Origin of the sequence: Siphonobacter sp. SORGH_AS_0500 (assembly GCF_002838835.1) — a bacterium.
Classification (GTDB): domain Bacteria; phylum Bacteroidota; class Bacteroidia; order Cytophagales; family Spirosomataceae; genus Siphonobacter.
The window spans coordinates 11,772-31,176 of the sequence record NZ_NHPP01000029.1 but is presented as its reverse complement, the minus strand read 5'-3'; the positions used below and the strand labels follow the sequence as shown (position 1 = coordinate 31,176).

Annotated in this window: 17 protein-coding genes and 1 other RNA gene; 10 read left to right on the top strand and 8 right to left on the bottom strand. The window is 45.1% G+C overall.

The features are described 5' to 3' along the window. Positions 1-342: 342 nt before the first annotated feature. Positions 343-654 carry a protein-export chaperone SecB gene (locus tag BWI96_RS21055; RefSeq protein ID WP_106638468.1) on the top strand — a complete coding sequence of 104 codons (312 nt, stop codon included), beginning with the start codon at positions 343-345 and terminating at the stop codon, positions 652-654. Between the two features lie 224 nt (positions 655-878). On the opposite strand, the gene ssrA is transcribed toward BWI96_RS21055, so the two are convergent. The 3 genes from ssrA to BWI96_RS21040 all read right to left on the bottom strand — a co-directional run bounded on the left by ssrA (position 879) and on the right by BWI96_RS21040 (position 2,337). Further along, positions 879-1,251, bottom strand: a transfer-messenger RNA (tmRNA) gene (ssrA, locus tag BWI96_RS21050). A gap of 273 nt (positions 1,252-1,524) precedes the next feature. Further along, a complete protein-coding gene (locus BWI96_RS23515) occupies positions 1,525-1,758 on the bottom strand; it encodes a hypothetical protein (protein ID WP_369804249.1) in 234 nt (77 codons plus the stop codon). A 54-nt stretch (positions 1,759-1,812) separates the two neighbouring features. Continuing rightward, the gene (locus BWI96_RS21040; protein WP_106638467.1) at positions 1,813-2,337 is read right to left on the bottom strand and encodes a metallophosphoesterase; all 525 of its coding nucleotides are present in this window, start codon (positions 2,335-2,337) and stop codon (positions 1,813-1,815) included. A 178-nt stretch (positions 2,338-2,515) separates the two neighbouring features. Between BWI96_RS21040 and BWI96_RS21035 the strand changes: the two genes are divergently transcribed. Continuing rightward, positions 2,516-3,157 (top strand): hypothetical protein, encoded by a 642-nt coding sequence (locus BWI96_RS21035; RefSeq protein WP_106638466.1) that lies wholly within the window; start codon positions 2,516-2,518, stop codon positions 3,155-3,157. Between the two features lie 130 nt (positions 3,158-3,287). Next, a complete protein-coding gene (locus BWI96_RS21030; protein WP_106638465.1) occupies positions 3,288-4,040 on the top strand; it encodes an SDR family NAD(P)-dependent oxidoreductase in 753 nt (250 codons plus the stop codon). Between the two features lie 325 nt (positions 4,041-4,365). On the opposite strand, the gene BWI96_RS21025 is transcribed toward BWI96_RS21030, so the two are convergent. Both BWI96_RS21025 and BWI96_RS21020 read right to left on the bottom strand, forming a co-directional pair. Next, positions 4,366-4,875, bottom strand: a complete 510-nt coding sequence (locus BWI96_RS21025; RefSeq protein WP_106638464.1) for a DUF421 domain-containing protein — start codon at positions 4,873-4,875, stop codon at positions 4,366-4,368. Positions 4,876-5,155: 280 nt separating this feature from the next. Further along, a complete protein-coding gene (locus tag BWI96_RS21020; protein ID WP_106638463.1) occupies positions 5,156-6,481 on the bottom strand; it encodes an alkaline phosphatase in 1,326 nt (441 codons plus the stop codon). A 309-nt stretch (positions 6,482-6,790) separates the two neighbouring features. Between BWI96_RS21020 and lysA the strand changes: the two genes are divergently transcribed. The 3 genes from lysA to BWI96_RS21005 all read left to right on the top strand — a co-directional run bounded on the left by lysA (position 6,791) and on the right by BWI96_RS21005 (position 9,807). Beyond that, a complete protein-coding gene (lysA, locus tag BWI96_RS21015) occupies positions 6,791-8,026 on the top strand; it encodes a diaminopimelate decarboxylase (protein ID WP_106638462.1) in 1,236 nt (411 codons plus the stop codon). A gap of 195 nt (positions 8,027-8,221) precedes the next feature. Next, on the top strand, positions 8,222-8,749 hold the full coding sequence (locus BWI96_RS21010) for an alpha/beta hydrolase (protein ID WP_232793860.1): 528 nt from the start codon (positions 8,222-8,224) through the stop codon (positions 8,747-8,749). A gap of 56 nt (positions 8,750-8,805) precedes the next feature. Next, entirely contained in the window at positions 8,806-9,807 is a 1,002-nt protein-coding gene (locus BWI96_RS21005; RefSeq protein WP_106638460.1) for an alpha/beta fold hydrolase, read from the top strand. 249 nt (positions 9,808-10,056) lie between these two features. On the opposite strand, the gene BWI96_RS21000 is transcribed toward BWI96_RS21005, so the two are convergent. From BWI96_RS21000 to BWI96_RS20990, 3 genes are all read right to left on the bottom strand, one after another. After that, positions 10,057-10,926: a PE-PGRS family protein gene (locus BWI96_RS21000; protein ID WP_106638459.1), complete on the bottom strand. Its 870-nt coding sequence runs from the start codon at positions 10,924-10,926 to the stop codon at positions 10,057-10,059. 169 nt (positions 10,927-11,095) lie between these two features. Further along, entirely contained in the window at positions 11,096-11,518 is a 423-nt protein-coding gene (locus BWI96_RS20995) for a hypothetical protein (RefSeq protein WP_157830479.1), read from the bottom strand. A gap of 88 nt (positions 11,519-11,606) precedes the next feature. Beyond that, the gene (locus BWI96_RS20990) at positions 11,607-12,707 is read right to left on the bottom strand and encodes an o-succinylbenzoate synthase (protein WP_106638457.1); all 1,101 of its coding nucleotides are present in this window, start codon (positions 12,705-12,707) and stop codon (positions 11,607-11,609) included. A 122-nt stretch (positions 12,708-12,829) separates the two neighbouring features. Between BWI96_RS20990 and lpxK the strand changes: the two genes are divergently transcribed. From lpxK to BWI96_RS20970, 4 genes are all read left to right on the top strand, one after another. Beyond that, positions 12,830-13,882, top strand: coding sequence for a tetraacyldisaccharide 4'-kinase (lpxK, locus tag BWI96_RS20985; RefSeq protein ID WP_232793859.1), 1,053 nt, complete (start codon positions 12,830-12,832; stop codon positions 13,880-13,882). A gap of 6 nt (positions 13,883-13,888) precedes the next feature. Then, positions 13,889-15,163 carry a putative porin gene (locus BWI96_RS23040; RefSeq protein WP_106638456.1) on the top strand — a complete coding sequence of 425 codons (1,275 nt, stop codon included), beginning with the start codon at positions 13,889-13,891 and terminating at the stop codon, positions 15,161-15,163. Further along, entirely contained in the window at positions 15,160-15,975 is an 816-nt protein-coding gene (locus BWI96_RS23035) for a putative porin (RefSeq protein ID WP_157830478.1), read from the top strand. Before BWI96_RS23040 ends, BWI96_RS23035 begins: the two co-directional genes overlap by 4 nt. A gap of 464 nt (positions 15,976-16,439) precedes the next feature. Then, on the top strand, positions 16,440-19,385 hold the full coding sequence (locus BWI96_RS20970; RefSeq protein ID WP_106638454.1) for a PD-(D/E)XK nuclease family protein: 2,946 nt from the start codon (positions 16,440-16,442) through the stop codon (positions 19,383-19,385). Positions 19,386-19,405: the final 20 nt, after the last annotated feature.

The window sequence follows — 19,405 nt, the reverse complement described above, 5'->3', positions numbered from 1 at the left end:
AATTCTGAAGATACGTTTCCTGTGGAGTCTCCCTTGTATAAGGTGGAAGCAAAGCTATCTTAACTCTGATAGCTTAAGCATTGAAGATTTATTTAATAGCTTAACAAACAACAAAAGACCTCATGTTAATCAGATTAAAGCAGAATCAGTCTCTAGCAGCTTTAATCTCAATGATATTTCAGTCAACCCCGGAAAAGATAGCCATGCAATGGCTGCTTAACTAATATCATGATATTTCATATGGCTTCTATTAACCCCAAGTCAATTTCATTAATAGAATTGAACTTCTTCCTTCCGTTAAGGCGAGTTACCTGATAATGTTTCTGACTTTGAATAACAAGTATGATTGAGTCCGTTGCTCAACGACATCAGGTAAACGTATTGGTAGAGTTGACTAAGAGCCAGGATGAGAATCCATTGATTAAAATGGCGGTAAACACTGCTGGGATGTTTGAAATTGTAGGAAAGGTTGAAGACTCATCAATAGAAAACTTTGCTCAAATAAATGGTCCGGCTATTCTCTATCCATTTATTAGAGAAACAATAGCATCAATAACTAGCAAGGCTGGAATTCCAACGGTTCTATTGCCTCCTCTTAACTTTGTCGAGATGGCTGAGCGTAATCGCCAAAGCTCATCTCAGATGTCTCAATAAACTATTGATCATATAATAAGTCAACCCCGATGTATTATCGGGTTTTTTCATTTGAATCCATTTCAATAAAACTTTTGTCAGTTTAGTCGGTACCCCTTCGGTACATTTTGGCAAAATATATTGATATGCGAATAGCAGAGCTGGAGAATAAAAAAGGGAACCCCGAATAGAGGTTCCCTTTTAATTGTGTGTAAATCTCATAACTATTTGATTTACAGTTTTAACTGTGGAGACGGAGGGATTCGAACCCTCGTCCAGAACAGGGACGCCACGCGTCTTCTACATGCTTAGTTGTCCTTGGATTGTCGGGAACTAATCAGGTCGACAACAAACCGAATTAATTCCGTATTCGCTAGTACAGATAGGGCTCAGCGAAATCGGCCCCTCCGACACTACCTTTCGACGCCCCGAACTCCGACCCAGTAGTGTGATGGTTCGGCGGGACGATGGCTAATGGTTAATCCTCCGGATTAAGCAGCCATAGCGTAGCTATTGTTGCCAGCTATTGTTTTAGAAGAATTTTACACGGAAGGTTCTTCCAACTTCCGACATGCTTACACCCGCAACCTCAGCCCGCTGTCAATACCCGTCGTCCCCGGATGATTGTGCGTCCTGATTAATCGTAAAATCTACCTAGCGATAAACTCTGGACTAATTTCGGGGCACAAAGATAACGATTTTTTCTGAGAAAATGTTCACCTCCTGGAGAAGGCCTAGAGACCCAGCTCGCTCAATTCATCTTCCCGAACCATTAAGAGTATGGCAGAATGAGGAATAATGAGGTATTTCTCGCCATCAATTTCCACATCGTACCCATTCTACGAAGAAATAAAACCTGATCTTTTTCCTGTACCTGAAGTGGAATGTATTTCAAAGCTTCCTTTTTTTCCTTCCAGGCTCATCTTCGTCATTAGCCGCCGGAATTGGAAAGCCAGGGCCTACCTTCACAACCACACCCTGCTGAATGTCTTCTTTCTCCGTAACGGTAGGCGGTAAGTATAAACCCGAGCGGGTCTTGTGTTGATCACTCGTGGGGCGAACCAGCACTTTGTCGCCCGACATTATTATTTTTCTGAGGGTATTTATGCCGTCCAGCGTACTCATTTTCGTAAAATTCTGGTAATACTTTCGGGTCAAAAAAGAATATTCCCTACGAAACTAGGCGGTAAAATTGTCAGGAATTTTGCCTCGTTTGCCCAATTCCAGCACTTCTACGTCGAAAATTCGACCGTCAGCGACTTTGAAACGCAGGGCTGTCATGATGCGGTGAAAACCTTCTTTTCCCGCTGCTCCGGGATTCATGAATAACATATTCTGATAGTTCGGATCGCGTTCAACCCGCAAAATGTGCGAATGACCGCAAATCAGTACATCTGGTCGTCCTTCGGTAAGTAACTGACGGGCATCAGGCTTGTAACGTCCCGGTGTTCCGGCAATATGCGTCATGCCTACGTGAACGCCTTCGCAAGTAAAATGGGTTAGTAAGGGAAACTGCCCGCGAATGGGAGGGCCGTCGATATTCCCGTAAACACCCCGGATGGGCTTGGCATATCTTTGGAGGCGTTCGTAAACACCCGTACCCCAATCGCCTGCGTGCCAGATCTCATCTGCCCAGTTACAGTGGGAGTCCAGGGCTTCATCGAACCAACCGTGGGTATCAGAAAATAATAAAATCTTTTTCATTTCTAAAGTATCCTTTTACCTTGCCGCTCATCAGCAATTTCACTGAAAGTCAGTTGAAATCATTTGTTCATTATTCGTTGATGGCGGGCACGTTCCAAAAGAAGAGAAAATCTCTTCCTATGATTGATTAAAAGCAGAATAAATGTACCCGACGAGACGATTATTAAACTAGTTGCTTATGATCATTACTCCTTTTGAAACCGAGCTTTATCAAAAACTTAGCGTTTTTTTCGCTCAGCACGGATTTGAATTGCTGTCGGATCGGAAGCAATTCAGAAAACAAACCCCAACTGGTTTTCACAATGTGATCTTTTCTACTTCTTCCCAAGGTCAGGAAACCTGGTTGGATGTAAGTATTGGCCTGCGTCATCAGGAAATTGAGTTTTTGGCTCAGCAATTTCTGGATATATCCGAAGAATACCGGGACGACGCTAATACGCTCGTGATTTCAATCGGTAAATTTAATGACGATAAGTATTTTCGTTACAAATTGCACGGAACGGACGACCTGGATGATGTTTGTGATCAGATTAAGGAATTTCTGGTACAGACGGGTTTTGCCTTTATGCAAAAATACGACGGCCTGAAAGCTCTCGATCAACTTTTCAATAAAGAGCCGTCTAAACCCTGCAAATACCTCTATAATCAGACGCACCGTTGTTTTAAAGGCATCATTGCGGCCAGATTTACCAATAATGAGCGATTTTTGCGGCTCATTGACCTTTACCGATTACAGGTAGCTAAGTTAGGAGCCAGCATCGACGAACAACAAACCTTTGAAAGGCTGTTAAGCTTCCTGCTTTATCATTCTTTAAATTAAGGTTGTTCGTTACTGGTTGTTGGTAGTATTGCCGAAAAAATTAATGTAGTTGTCGAGCAAATTAGTGTTGATGCTTACACAGAAATACCCATAACTGACAACTAATAACCGTAAACTGACAACTGAATTAATGTCTCGTACTGCTTTTATTACCGGAGCTACTTCCGGAATTGGCCGGGCAACGGCTCTGGCTTTTGCCGATTTGGGTTATCGTTTGTTACTGCACGGTCGCCGTCAGGAACGGCTGGATGAACTGCAAGAATTACTGGGATCGAAAGTCGAGGTGTATACCACGAACTTTGATGTACGTTACCGGGAGGATGTGGAAGAGGCCTATTCGAAGATTCCCGACGAGTGGAAAACGATTGATATTCTGCTAAATAACGCGGGTAATGCTCACGGACTAGGACCCATTCAGGATAACGATCCCGACGATTGGGACGCAATGATTGATGGTAACGTGAAGGGAATTCTGTACGTTTCAAAGTTGGTGATGCCTGGCATGATCGAGCGAAAGAGCGGTCATATCATTAATATCAGCTCCGTTGCGGGTAAGCAGACGTACCCGAATGGAGCCGTATACTGTGCCTCAAAGTCAGCCGTGGAAAGTATTAGTCAGGGAATGCGTCAGGACCTGAATCCTTACGGAATTAAAGTCACAAATATTGCTCCCGGTGCGGTAGAAACGGAATTTTCAATGGTGCGTTTTAAAGGCGATGAAAAACGGGCTGATTCCGTGTATCAGGGCTTTACGCCTTTAAGTGCCGAAGACATTGCGGACACGATTACGTTTGTAGTAACCCGTCCTCCGCACGTAGTGCTGGCCGACATTCTAATTTTCCCCACTGCTCAGGCATCCGCCATGATTTTGAAAAGGGATTAATCACCTACATCTCTCAACAATAAAGAGCTTCTCCTCCCTGGAATGCCCCCTAGAAGTTAGACACTACTTGGGGGTATTTTTATGTCAAAGAACAAGAGCACAAATTAAGGTGTGTGAAGAAGGTATTATCCCCGCAGTCGCTCGGCTCTAGCCGAGTAACTACCTAACGGTAGGCCTCTGGCCGGTAGGATGCGAGCTAGTAGATGATCAGAGAACACCTTTCCCAAGCAAAAACAGGATTACATACCCTCGGACAGAGCCGAGCGACAGCGGGTGGTGCCTGGATAACAAAAAGCTTATCGTGCAAGGGATAAGTTCTTTGTTTTTAAGACATTGGATTATTTAACGAACGGTGACTCTTATGTCTTCGGGACGTTTTTTTCTGAAAATCATTCGACATAACACTGATGTTTCCATCTACTTCCAATACCGCCAGATCGACATCTTTCAGGTTAAGAACGCCATGTTCGCGGACGGCGGCCTCTAGTTCGTTTACGCTAATCTCGGCCCGAGTCAGGTTTTTGTCTTTCACCTTGCCTTTGTAAATCAGCATAATGGGTTCGCCCTGTAGAAAATGGCTAAACTGCTGATTCTTGTAGATAATCCGTTTCAGAATCAGGTTACCCAGAAATAAAGCACCCGCCGCAATGATTCCACCGGGTAAGCTCGTATCCGAACCCACCATGGCGTTTTGTACTGAATTGGAAATCAGTAAGATAAATACCAGATCGACAATGGATAACTGAGCCAGCTCTTTTTTGCCAAACAGCCGGATTGCCGCAATAATAAAAAGGTAAACGGCTAAAGATCGCCCGATGATGTCGAGGTATTGCATAGTGATGAATCAGATTTTGGGAATAGAAGGGCTGTTCTACCCGTTTCTATTTGCTTAGTTTTCGTATTATGGAAGGTAGGAACCTTCCGAAGTGGTAAGTACAAGAGAGAAATCTTGCACTAGTTGAGTTTGGGTAAAATTTAGAATCATTATTTAATTTCACCAGACTGTAGTAGCTGTGTTTAACTCCTCTGGGGCTGAAAATTACGTTTAAAAAAACGGCCCAAAAGTATCAAACTTTTGGGCCGTCAATAACTGAAAAAAAACTCTTAACGGAAACCTACTTCAATTCGCTGGCCTTCACTTCCTTCGTCCATTTCAGTTCGCCGCGGGTGTTGTAGGTTTTTACGGTTAATACCCGTTCAATCCGAGAGCCGGAGAGGGACATGACTGCGAAGTTACGTTCCTGTAAAACTGTTTCGGGTAATAAAGTAGGAGCAACCGCTTCTTCCTTCGTCTGACGGGCTGGGCCCGAGGTAAACGGCGAAATGGTGAAATCGTAGAAAGGATAGGCTTTCGAACGCTCTAGTTTGTGTACTGCCGTGTGGTGGCGGTCGCCCGAAAGGAATACTACTCCTGAAATTTTCTGCTCGGTAATGCGTTTCAGTAACTCTTCCCGTTCTTCAGCGTATACCGAATAATTTTCAAATTGAGCCGTTGGATTAATTACCTGACCTCCGCAAACAACAAATTTGAAAGTCGCCTGACTGAACCGAAGAGCGTCGATTAACCAGTCTAGCTGTTGCTTGCCGAGGTAATCTTTATTCTTTCCTTCCAGATCATTAGGAGCTCTCCACCAACGATCATCCAGCATGAAAAACTGGCAATCTCCCCACTGAAACGTACTGGTAATGCCTTCTTTTTCAAAGGTATAGTTAGGGTTACCCCAAAAAAGCTTAAAAATATCCAGAGCATCCCGTTTCATCCAGTAACTACGGTCAGCATCGTTCGGGCCGTAGTCATGGTCATCCCAAATGGCGTAATGGTGGGTATGAGCCATCAGCGACTGTAACTGAGGGAAAGCCCGACCGTGCGTCATCCGGCGGAGCATGCCCGTGCGGGTATTCCAGTCTACTTCGCGGTAATAATTGTTGTCACCGCCCCAAACCATGAAGTCGGGTTTCAAGCTGTCAATTTTAGTAAAAATCTCGTATTGCTGACCGTAAGGCGTACCAGGTCGATCGTATTCAGGTTCGCCTAAATACGCACAACTTCCGAAAGCAAAGCTAAAAGCCGGAGGGTCGGTGCGGAATTGCCAAAGTTTCTGTGTCTGAAACTGAAGAGCGTAGGGGCGGGCTACTTTTTTGCCATCCACCCAGATTTCATAATCGTATTTTTTGCCGGGTTCTACCTGGTCGGCGTACATACGGGCAATGTATGCGGTCGTTTTCTCGGTAGTAACTTCATCCGTTGAACGTTTATGACCGGGTTGGCCTACTTCCCAATAGACAATTTTCACTTTAGCGGGCTTCTGAGTCTGAGCCCAAAGCATTACTTCCATGTAATCGGAGTAGCCCAGCATAGGGCCACTTTTGAGCTGAGCCTGAGCTTGCAGGAGGAAACAGGAAAGAAGACTTAACAACCAGAATCGTATCGATTTCTGCATAAGAACAAGTATTAAATTTTAATGAAGAATAGCTCGTTGACTTGCTGGCTACAAAATTAGGGGTTATGCTAAATTACAAAGGAGAAGTTTGAGGAGGTTTGAGTTTTGTTTGAATCAATTATTTTAATTGGCAGACGGCATTTTCATACCAAAGAATTGCTGCCAGCGAAAAAGCGGGCCGGGCCACGCTGGCAGTGGTTTAGCTCTTCAAACGGACTCCAACTAAAATCAAACCTTCTCAAACCATCCAGACAGATTTGATAAATACATGGTTTTCTGCCAATTTGCAACTTTATTTAATACTTCCCCATGCAAGTTCGAGAAGGCTCTTATTACATACAGAATCAGAAAGTTACTGATCTTGCCGCCCAGTTCGGCACGCCGCTTTATGTGTACGATGGCGAAAAAATCGTACAACAGATTCAACAATTACAACAGGCATTTGTAGGTATTGACCTGAAAATCAAGTATGCCTGTAAAGCATTAACTTCTATTTCCGTACTCAAGCTGATGCGTAAACACGGCGTAGAGCTGGACGTGGTATCGCCTCAGGAATTGCAGATTGGCCTACGGGCTGGGTATTCCGGTAGCCAGATTAACTTTACGCCCAGTGGGGTTGATTTTGAGGAAATCGAATTTGCCGTAGAAAATGGAGCTTTTGTGAACCTCGATAATCTTGATGTCCTCGAAAAATTTGGACAAAAATACGGTTCTTCCAAACCCTGTATGATTCGCATTAAGCCCAACGTCGCGGCGGGGGGAAATGCGAAAATCATGACGGCTCACGAAGGTTCCAAATTCGGTATTGACATTCGTCAGCAGGCAGAAATTCTGGCTTTGGTTGAAAAATACGACCTGAAAATCGTGGGATTGCACCAGCATACGGGTTCGGATGTGAAAGAAGCTTCCGCATTCATTGAAGCCGCCAGCCGGATTTTTGAGTTTGCCATGGCCTTCCCTGATTTGCAATGCATCGACCTCGGTGGTGGTTTCAAAGTGGCCTACAAAGAGGGCGATTATACAACGGATATGGAAAGCTTCGGCAAAGAGTTATCGGGCTTTTTCCAGCAATTCTGCGAACGATACGGTCGTAAACTCCAACTTTGGTTTGAGCCGGGTAAATACCTGGTCAGCGAATGCGGTTACTTGCTAGTTCGGGCCAATGTCGTGAAACAAGCCCCTGGCCGTACGTTTGTAGGCGTAGATTCTGGGCTGAATCACCTGATTCGTCCCATGATGTACGATGCGTATCATCACATTGTAAATGCGTCAAATCCTGACGCCAGTGTGCAGGAAACGTATGATGTAGTAGGTTACATCTGCGAGACTGACAACTTCGCTTTAGGTCGCCCCTTGAATAAAGTTACGGCGGGTGACATTCTGGTCTTACTCAATGCCGGAGCTTACGGTTTCGCGATGAGTAGTCAATATAACAGCCGTTTTCGTCCGGCAGAAATATTAATTCTGAACGGAGAAGCCCACCTCATTCGCCAACGCGAGACTATGGACGATATTCTGAGAAATCAGGTTGAAATTGATGTATAGAATAGACTAGGTTTGATTGAGTTTGAGAAGGTTTGATATAACGTAGTATGCTATAGGTTGAGCGGTTATAAAACGTTTCGATCAAACCTTTCAAACAGAATCAAACCCTCTCAAGCTTCATCTATCTCCCTCAAACATCATCAAATCTCAAATTACTTTCAAACTCATTGCACGATGCCGTTTCAATCGAAAGTTATGATTCTTCCGGGTTTGGGTAATTCCGGGGAGGGCCACTGGCAAACACTTTGGCAGAAGCAGTATGGCTTTCGTCGAATTGAGCAGGAAAACTGGGACACGCCAGAGCGAACGGATTGGGTAGAGGTATTAGATGAAATGGTATTCAAAGCTGGTAGTTCAGAAGTACTACTGGTGGGACACAGCCTGGCCTGCGTAACGATTGCGTACTGGGCTGAAAAATACAAGCGTCCCATCAAAGGAGCGTTACTGGTGGCTCCCAGCGATACGGAAGCCACTACCTATCCCGAAGGAACTACGGGTTTTGTACCCATGCCTTTATCCACGTTACCTTTTCCATCACTTGTCGTAGCAAGTACTAACGATTATTATGTAACTCCCGAAAGGGCTCAGCTTTTCGCCGATTCGTGGGGTTCAGAGCTGGTTTGGCTACCCGATGCCGGGCATATAAACGTGGCTTCTGGCTACGGTCCCTGGCTGGATGGAATTGAGTTGTTGAAGAAATTGAGCGGATTATCCATGAAGTAGTAGCCGCGTGCCTAGTTAATATTTCTTCGATTAAAGGATTCTCAGACATCAATCTAATGTTATCTAAACCTTCATACCTTCTCACATTACTAGCATTTTGTGCGGGAATACTGACTAGTCGGGCTCAGCAGAAATTTGCTAATCTGGGTGATTTCAAATTGGAAAATGGTCAGGTTATTCAAGACTGTAAAGTGGGGTACCGAACCTTCGGAAAGCTGAATGCTCAGAAAAGCAATGCGATTCTAATTCTCACCTGGTTTGGAGGAGTTAGTGAGAATCTTAAAGGCATGGCTAGTCCCGGAAGTATGGCCGACAGCACTCATTTCTTTGTGATTACCGTAGATGCCATTGGTAACGGTGTATCCTCTTCGCCCTCTAATTCCCCGAAACAATTGAATGATAAATTCCCGCTGTTCACGATTCGAGACATGGTGAATAGCCAGCATGAATTAGTGGCGAAGCAACTGAAACTGCCCCATCTATACGCAGTAATGGGTGTTTCGATGGGAGGCATGCAGTCGTATCAATGGGCAGTAAGCTACCCGGATTTTATGGATCGCGTGGTACCCATTGTTGGAACGCCGCGGCAATCGAGTTACGATGTACTTTTCTGGAATCTGGAATTACGTACGCTGGAACGGGGTCATTACAGCCGCGAAGCCATGAAAACGACAGGTCTCATTCACGAACTAAACTTATTGACGCCTGAGTATAGTCAGAAAAAACGACCTCTGACAGAGGCCATAAGCTATATCGAAGGCGTAGAAAAAAATCAGGATGTCATTAATCCTTACAACTGGGCCAGCCAGATTCGGGCCATGCTGACGCAGGATGTAACGCAGGGAAAATCACTGGAGGAAACGGCGAAAGCAGTAAAGGCAAAAATGATGATTATTGTTGCTACGCAGGATCACATGGTTAACCCGGCTTCAGCGATGGAATTTGCAAAGTTTGCGAAAGCTCCGCTAGTCGAGTTGACGGGTAACTGCGGGCACTTGGCCACCTCCTGCGAATCGGAAAAAGTGAACGCTTTTATCCGTTCTTTTTATGGATTGTAAGGTTTAAAAGGTAGAGACGCGACTTCATCGCGTCTGGCCGGGAGATGAATATCATTTAAATGATAAGATCCGCCGTGGTTGGTGAGAACACCAACCACGGGCTTTTAATAATGGCTGGTGCAGACACCAGCCATGGAAGGAGTAACCAAAGCCGCCTCTACTCAGACGCGATGAAGTCGCGTCTTAAATCTTATTTCCTTGGCAGAAAACAAACAATCCCGAAGCATTGCTTCGGGATTGTTAACAGGATTATTTCTTTCGGGCAAAATAGAAAAGCTGGGAGGGGAGGTACTTCAATTTTTCGCTTAAGGTGAAATACCCTTTACCATTTTTTTCAAAACACACCGCTTCTCCCTGAGGTTCAAAGACATAGGGTAGCATGAGTTTGTAACTGGAAAAGATAACGTCCTGAATAGGTTCGTTCACGTCATCCCGATTCCAGAGATACATCGTGGTATAATTTCTCAGGATAATCTGCTTACCGTCCGCAGAGAAATCTCCGCTGGTGATCATGTACATGGGTAAATCGCAGATGTACATAGCCGGCATAGGCTTCTCAAACTGCTGGGGATAAGCCAGTTTATACAATTTTGAAAGCCCTGGACTTTTGGTAATGACGTAAATGTCCTGCGTATTGGGCTCAATCAAAATGGCCTCCGTATCTCGGCTGCCTTCCGGGTAATAAAAAACAATCCGGTCGTATTTCTCTACTTTCGAATCAACGGATTCAGGCTCTTTGAAGCGATAAATGTAATATTCAGGATATTGCTGAAGATTATCGCCCGTATCGGCCAGATAGATATAATTAGTGCTATCCTTTTTGTCGAAGAAAAGATCCATATCCTCCCAATCTCGGTTGGGAAACGGTAAATCAACCCGGCCTTTCAATTGGCCCCGGTAGTTGATTAATGAAAGACGGTTGGGGTTATTGCCATCTTCCTGCACCCACAAGTGCCCGGGCATCGAACGGCTATCGGCCATGCCTGAGGCTTCGTCTATAGTTCCAGCAGGGATACTATGGGACTGCTCGTACTCAAAAATAAAGGGCGGCGGCTCTGGTTGAGAACGTGTCAAGCCTGTTACCATCAACCCTAATACAATGACACGGAGCGTACTCATCTTAATCGGCGGTACTTTTCTCATCTATACAAAAGAACTAAGGATCAGCTCTATATCAAAAAAACTGTACGAATCTCCTTGTATAAATCAAAAAACTCTGCAAATAGTCTAACAAAATCAGACCATTGACAGAGTTAATATAAAAGTACCTTCGGATAATATTAGTAAATTATTCGGCCCGCCATACTTCCTGACTACCACCCATAGAAAGAATTTCCAGACGTGGAGGTGAAGGTAACAGAACCATTTTTGCATCCAGATTCGGGAAGTCTTTCAGCGTAACCCAAACGCCATCGCCGGGGCCAATTTCAAATTCTTCCAGTCCGGTTTCCTCGTTGATTACTTTTTCGTATTGCGTACGGGGTAAATAAGCCGTTGGAAGTAATACGTCGGTGTCTGGACAGAAATTGGCGTGCACCCGTTGAAGAATGCCTTCAAATTCGTCACCGTATTCATCTACAAAATCGTCTTCCAGAGCTTCCAGCGTTTCTTCGGCGTCATCGTATCCGGGATGATCGTATCCCATCTCACGAAGAGCAAAGCGTTTCGATAACAGATTTAGTAAAGTATCGTTTAGTGCCTGAGTGTTCATAAGGTCTTGTGTAAAAATCAGAGTGACGGGGCAAAAATAGAGGCAATTCACGAAAAAACGAATCATTGCCGCGTCAGTCTTGACTTATTTATTGGGTAATAAAGGACTTTTCAAAAATGCTGTAATCCCAGAGCTGCTGGGGATCAGAAATGATAGTACCCCGTTGAATCTGGAGGGGGGAAGGAATATTATTGAAATATAAACTACCCGTTCCGAGTCCTTGGGGTAATGTATTTTGGAACTCACCCGCAAACTGGGCAATGGCATTCAGGCCGATGTTGGACTCCAGAGCGGAGGTTAACCACCATTTAATCTTTAGACGATTCGCAATTTCGATCCACTCTTTACAAGCCGTAAAGCCACCCAGCAAGGTTGGTTTCAGAATGATATAAGGCGGCTGTAATTTCTTCAGTAGCCGCATTTTATCCATGTAGTCAGTAACGCCAATCAGCTCTTCATCGAGGGCAATGGGAATCGGGGAATTTTCGCAAAGATCGGCCATGGCTTCGGGCTGCCGTGGCTGAATGGGTTGTTCAATGGAGTGGATCGAGAGATCGGCCAGTTGATTCAATTTTTCAATGGCTTCATCGGAGGTCCAGGCTCCGTTTGCATCAATTCGCAGCGTGATGTCATCGGCGGAATACCGTTGACGAATGAATTGCAGGCATTCCAGCTCCTGTTCAAAATCAATCGCTCCGACTTTCATTTTGATGGTTTTGAACCCAGCATCCAGCTTCTGCTCGATTTGTTCCAGCATCCAGTCCTTCTTACCCATCCAGATTAACCCATTGATTGGGATTTGCCGCTCACCCTCAGAAAAAGTATTTTTAAAAACCTGCCGTTTCCCTTCGTTCAACAAGTCACGCAGGGCCGTTTCAAAGCCAAAACGAATGGCAGGATAACGCTGATCAATAACCTGACTAAGAATAAGATCAAGGTTCCAGTGAAAAACTTCGAGTTCGTAACGATTAAATGCCTGACATACCTTATGCAGGGTATGTTCAAAATTGACATAATCAGGACTTAAACCCACCAGTGGACTAGCTTCCCCGAGGCCAAAAACATAAGGATTTTCTTCATCGAAAACCTTTAGGTAATAGGCAGTGTGCTGGGTAAGAGTACCCCTGGACGTGCCGGCAGCAAACCGGAAGTCAAGAATATGCTTGTGAACCAGCACTTTAAGAGACATACTGAAGGGAGGTGATTAGTTTAAAAGGGGGCAAAACTACACATTTAGCCGCGTTTTGTCGATCTTTGCCGCATTAAATCCGTTCGGAGCGTCAAAAATTGTTCATTTACTTTTACCCATCTATGGGTCACTTGATACTTTTCCTGCGTAGAGTTTTGCTTCCTTTTTCCTGGATTTACGGCTTCATTACCGACTGGAGAAACAGCCTGTATGATCGGGGTATGTCACCCTCTGCAACGTTTGAGGTTCCAATAGTTAGCGTGGGAAATCTTACGGTGGGTGGAACCGGGAAAACCCCTCATCTGGAATATTTAATTCGTTTACTGAAACCGTTCGCTTCGATGGCTACTTTGAGTCGTGGGTATGGTCGGGACACAAAAGGCTTTCGGATCGCTACTAATCAGGATACGGCTGCAACGCTAGGCGATGAACCTTTGCAAGTATACCAAAAATTTGGGAAAGAAATACGGGTAACTGTTGGGGAGAAGCGGGCTGAAGCCGCCGAAAAGTTACTGAAACTTCACCCGGAAACGGATCTGATTTTACTGGATGACGCTTATCAGCATCGGGCGATTCAACCCCAAATTAATCTACTTTTAACAGATTTTTATCATCTCTTTTATCAGGATTATCCATTTCCAGCTGGAAACCTGCGAGAACGAAGACACGGAGCCGCCCGGGCAGATGCCATCATCGTGACCAAATGCCCGGAAAATTTAGACGCAGAGGGGCAGAAAAAAATTATAAAAAAAATAGCAAAATACTCCAAAGCTCCCGTTTTCTTTTCCGGCATTCGCTATGCTACCCCCCGGAATAGCCAGCAACAAACGCCTCCGGCGGCTCCGGCAGTGTTAGTGTCGGGACTGGCCCGACCGGAGCTGCTGGAAACCTATGCCCAATCGAAGTATACACTGGCCCAACATTTAGCTTTTGGCGATCATCATGCCTATACCGCAGGCGATTGGCAGAAGGTTGAAACCCAACTCCAGCAAACGGGCAGTCCTGAAGCCTGGGTCTTAACCACAGAAAAAGATTATGTGAAACTGAAATCGGTAAGTAACAGTAGTACAGCTATTTATGTGTTACCGATTGAAGTGTATTTTCTAAAAAGTAACCCATTGCATTTTGACGACTGGTTACTTCAAACGTTGGGTTTTGACGTTAAAAAAGCTTAAGTCCCCGTGCAACGAAATTTTGCTCGTATTTTTGAAATCGTGAAACTATATCAATACCTGTTCTCAGTTGTTCTGACGGTGTGGTCGTTCAACGCCATGGCTCAAATCACGCCTGCCCCTTTACCTAACGCTCCCGGCGAAGTTTCCCCTAAACCGGGAGACAATCCGGCTGCACGCGGTAAAATTCTGGATGATTCTACCAAGCAGATTTACGGTCCAACCACTTCCCGTTATTTTCTCGAAGAAGACGTTTTCAACAATCGTAAGACCCTGTATACGATTGATACGAATTATGTCAATTTCCATCGATTCAGTTACGAATTCAAGAATAATAAATGGTATACAGATCTGGGGGTGATGAATTCGGCTCTGCGGCCCTTATTCTTTGAGGCTCCCCAGCAAATTGGAGCTCAGTTGGGGTATGATTCCTATACGCCTTATACCATTAAGCCCTACGACGTAAAGTATTATGACACCAAATCGCCTTTCACGCAGGCGTATTATGTGCAGGGAGGAAATGGCCAGAGTGTGCTTCAATTCGACTTGTCGCGTAACATTAACTCGCAGTGGAACATCGGTTTACACGTGGAGCGGAACATTAGTCGGCGGCAAATTGCTCTGGGGGCAGCTACGACACGTGCCCAGCGGGATTTAGGGGGTTTCTGGAACTTTGTAGTTCATACCAATTACCATACGAAAGACAACAAATACGCTATTCTGGCTCATACCAATATTTTTGAACATAGCATTCGGGAAACGGGGGGTATTTACCCCGGTACAGATCCAGTCAAGGCCAATTGGAATACTTTCCTGGAAAGCCCGAGCGATGCCATTGAAATGTTACCCGCAGCCAGTAGCCGGGATCGTCGGAATCAGGTGCACGTCTATCAGGAATACGTGCCGGTAAAAGGTTTTCAGGTCTATCACGTGGGGGACTATACCAATCGTTTCAACCGATTTAGAGACAACCGATACCTAACTGCTACAACTACAGGCTTTTATAATAACCTGACAGATCGGCGTTTACAGGCGGATACTTTATTAGCCGAGGCTAATTACTGGTTACTGGAAAATAAATTTGGCCTGAAAGGAGCTTATCAGGGTTTCAATTACCGGGTACACCTCAGACGTCGGGATTATCAGGTGAATCAACGTTCCAGAACGACCGTCGTGGGAGCCGATTCTACTTATATCACCACAGTTCCGGTTGTGATTGGTGGGGTTACTTACCCCACTACCCAGAGTTTTACGCCTTCCAATATTACCCTGCAGATCACGTGAGTCGCCGCAAGAATGAAAACTTTCTGGGAGTCTGGCTGGCCTATTACTTCAAAGACAGTACGCGATTGGAAGCGGAAGGAGAGTATCTGATCGGAGCGGATTATCGTCTCCACGGCAACTATTACGCAAAATGGTTTAAGGCTACGTTTACCAGTACGCTTAACTCGCCAACCTTGTTACAGGAGCAGTTTTATAGCCCGATTCTGAACTGGAACAAAAATCTTTCGAACGTCTTTACAAACCAGATTCAGGCCTCGGCACCGATTAAAATCAAGGATTTATTGATTGAACCCAATATTCATTACAGTCTGACTAAAAACCATATTTACTTTGATTCGAGTTCTGTGGCTCAGCAGGAAAGTCGCCCCATTAGCGTGTATCGGGCGGGAGTAAATCTTTCCTGGCGAAAAGGTAAGTTCAGCACGTCACACCTGGCCTACCTAACCACCACTTCCGGCCCGGATCTGATTCGGATGCCCAAAGTTCAGACCCTCTCGAAAGTAGGTTTTGATTTTGTGTACTCGAAAGTAATGTATGTGCAGGTGGGCATAGATGCCCATTACCGTTCGGCATATTATGCGGATTTGTACCAGCCGCTTTCCAATCAGTTTTACCTCAATAACAAGTTCAAAGTTAATGGCTACGTTCAACTGGATGCCTTCGCCGATGTTCGGATTAATCGGGTAAGGGTATTTGTGCAGTTGAAAAACGCTGCCGATGGCTTAATCCCCCGAAACTTCATGCCAACTCCTTTTTACCCCGGCATGAAACGCTCCTTCGGCTTCGGCGTCTGCTGGCCTTTGTTTGATTAATTTTGAATGAATGAAGGGAATGAATATTAGTTGTTTAGATGAAGCGATGGGTAAATGATCAAGGACATTTTTGTTTGATCTAGTGTAACTAGTGATGCTAGTGGAAAAGCGGGTATCGGCATCCTAGAGGGCTTCGTTTATTTTTTAGCTATGGTGGTTTATTCCTTCATTCTTCTGCTGGCATTGGAAACCGGGCTGGTAAAATTATATAATAACTTGAGACTAACGTTTAGAAAGATAGCATACTAAAGTGTTGATATATAAATGATTATATTGGTAACTAAATAGATTGTATGAATAGTTGAATTCTATTCAGTTCTTGTTGTTATTACTTCACGTTGGGGTTATTACCCTAAAGCTTTACGGGTAAAATGAGTAAGCGACAGTAAAGTATAGCATTCACTCATGCATCACATAGATTTACTCGTTCAGAATTGAAAACCCCCAAACAGAAAACGCTTCCTATGTCTTTCCTTTCTGAATCGGCTGATTATATCTGGAAAAAATATACGCCCGAAACGATTTCTAAAATCAGCGTGGTATTACCCAGCCGTCGGGCGGTTTACTTTTTCAAACAGGAACTGGCGGCTCTGTCGGATCGTCCTTTTCTGGCCCCAGAGGTCATGGCAATGGATGATTTTGTGATGGAGCGTTCGGGTGTGCAGGAGATTGACCCGGTTGCCTTATTATTCGAGTTATACGACACCTTCAAAGGAATTGATCCACATCTGGATTTTGACCGCTTCACAAGCTGGGCTCCGGTCGTTTTGCGGGATTTCGATCAGATTGATTTATACGGTTGTAATGCCCGGGAAGTTTTTCGCTGGGTAGAGGCCGAGAAGGCCATTGAACGCTGGGGAACAAAGGATAGGGAATTTACAGATCAGGTGTATACCCAGAATTATTTCCGACTTTTTGAAAACCTGCTGCATGTCTACGATCAATTAAAAGTCAGGCTGGAACAGCAGGACCGGGCGTATCGGGGCATGGCTTATCGTAAAGTGGCCGAAAACGTCGAGTCCATTTTCATTGATAATCCCAGCCACGACTATTATTACTTCCTCGGATTTAATGCCCTGAGTGCCTCTGAAGAGCGGATTTTACGAAAACTAAGTTCGCTGAACCGGGCCGAAATGCTTTGGGATGCGGATGCCTATTACCTCAAAGGCCATCACGAAGCCGGACGATTCATTCGTAAATACCTCGCTGACGCGGACTTAAGTCGGGGTGAATGGAATAAGCGTTTTCGCCACTATAAGTCCTTCCCGATGGCTCCAGAGCTTCCGGCTGAGTTACTTATCAAGCCCAAAGCATTCACGGAAATGGGCGTTCCAAACGCCACCATGCAGCCCAAAGTAACGGCTTATTTGATGGAGAATTGGGAGCAGATCGAAGGTAATCCGGTCTACAGGCCCCATACAGCCGTGGTGCTCGGCGACGAGAACCTGCTGATGCCGATGCTGGCTTCCATTCCCGAAAAATACGATGATTTCAACGTAACGATGGGCGTTTCCATGCGAAGCAGTTTGCTGTATTCATTGGTGGAAAGCTTGTTTGAATTACAACGCAACGTAATTGAATTTCGAAAAAAGGACGGCGTTGGGACGGTTATGGTGCCGAAGTTCAGTTACAAGCACATTGCGAAAATCCTGCACCATCCGTTCATTCAGAACTACTGGATGCAGCAGGAAGAGTCGTTTCGACCGTTATTACGAACGCTGAAAAACGAAAACCGACTCTTCGTTGATGAAAAGGAATTACGGGAATTAGCTAATGATGAACCTTTGGTTCGGACTTTATTTACCCGTTGGGATAATGATTCGAAAAAGGCTACGCATGCCCTGTACGCCCTGATTGATATTCTGCGGCCACTTTATGATGAAAAAGATGCCATTGAAACGGAATATCTCTACGAGTTTTATACCATTCTGAAGCGATTGGAACGCCTGCTGGCCGAACGCAAAGCTCCCGTGTCGATCAAGTCGTATCGCCGCTTTTTGCTGGAGTTGTTACGCCAGACCAAGATTCCTTTTTCGGGGGAACCAGCGGCTCCTTTGCAGGTAATGGGGATGCTGGAAACGCGGTGTCTGGACTTTGATCGCGTAATTATTCTGTCCGTGAACGAAGGCACCTTACCAACGGGGAAGAAGCAAAATTCGCTCATTCCTTTTGACGCCGCCCAGGAGTTTGGCTTACCTACTTACATGGATGCGGATGCGGTAATGAGTTACCACTTTTTCCGACTGATTCAGCGGGCCAAAGAAGTCGTCTTCCTCTATACCCAGCCCGGTGGTGAAGGCCCTAAATCGGAGAAAAGTCGCTTTCTGCTGCAACTGAAGCATGAGTGGGAGGAAAGTAATAGCTCCCAATCCAAACTGAAAACGCAATCGATTGAATTTCAGGCCCCACAGGGTGAGGGTGCGGAAGTAACGCAACTCTTGATTCATAAAACACCCCGGATTCAACAGGAAATTTTGAAGTCGCTTACCGAGCGAGGGGTGTACGCCACGCACCTGAATATGTACTACAAATGCTCGCTCCAGTATTACTTCAAACGCATTGCAGGCGTGGCTGAAGAAGAGGAAGTATCCGAAAAACTGGAGGCGAATGATTTTGGGGTTTGGGTACACGAAGTGCTGGAACGCATTGACCGGGAAATGCTTGACCGTGACGTTCGTATCTATCAGGAAATGGATTACGAACAGTTTATAAAACAAATTCCGGCTCGACTGGAAGCGGTTTTTCAGGACAAGTTCAAAGGCCAGGTTATGGACGAAGGCCAGAATTTGTTACTCTATAACATTGCCCGACGCAATCTGAAAAATTACTTTCAGATGCGTATCGAGGAACTAAAGTCGGGGATGGTGGTGGAAATGCTCGCTCCCGAACAGAAACTCACCGCTAGCTTCGAATATAAAGGTCACCAGGTACTGATTTCCGGTAAAATTGACCGATTAGAACGAGTGAATGAACAGGTTCGCATTGTCGATTATAAGACAGGAAAAGTAGAAGCCAAAAACCTGGATGTGAAAGCCAATCAGGATTTGGAGGAGTTGCATCAGCAATTCCTGACGAACGAAGACTGGGAAGTATTACGTCAGTTATGGTTGTATAAATACCTGGTAATCAAACAAAATCATAAGCAAATTGGGGACGTAGCCTTATCCGCTTCGCAGATGGTTCAGCCAGGAATGATTTCCTTCCGAAATCTTGCCGAAGGTTTTATGGCTCAGGAACAGTTACGGTTCCGAGCCGATGAAACCCCTGAAACGTTTATTGAGGATAGTGAGCTGATTCTGACTCAATTTATGGATGAGTTATTGAACGAAGCAACCCCGTTTATTCAAACGGAAAACCTTAAAGCCTGTGAATATTGCGATTACGCCCGCATCTGTGGTCGTGGCGTGTGAGGCCTTGGCTGGCGGAGTTT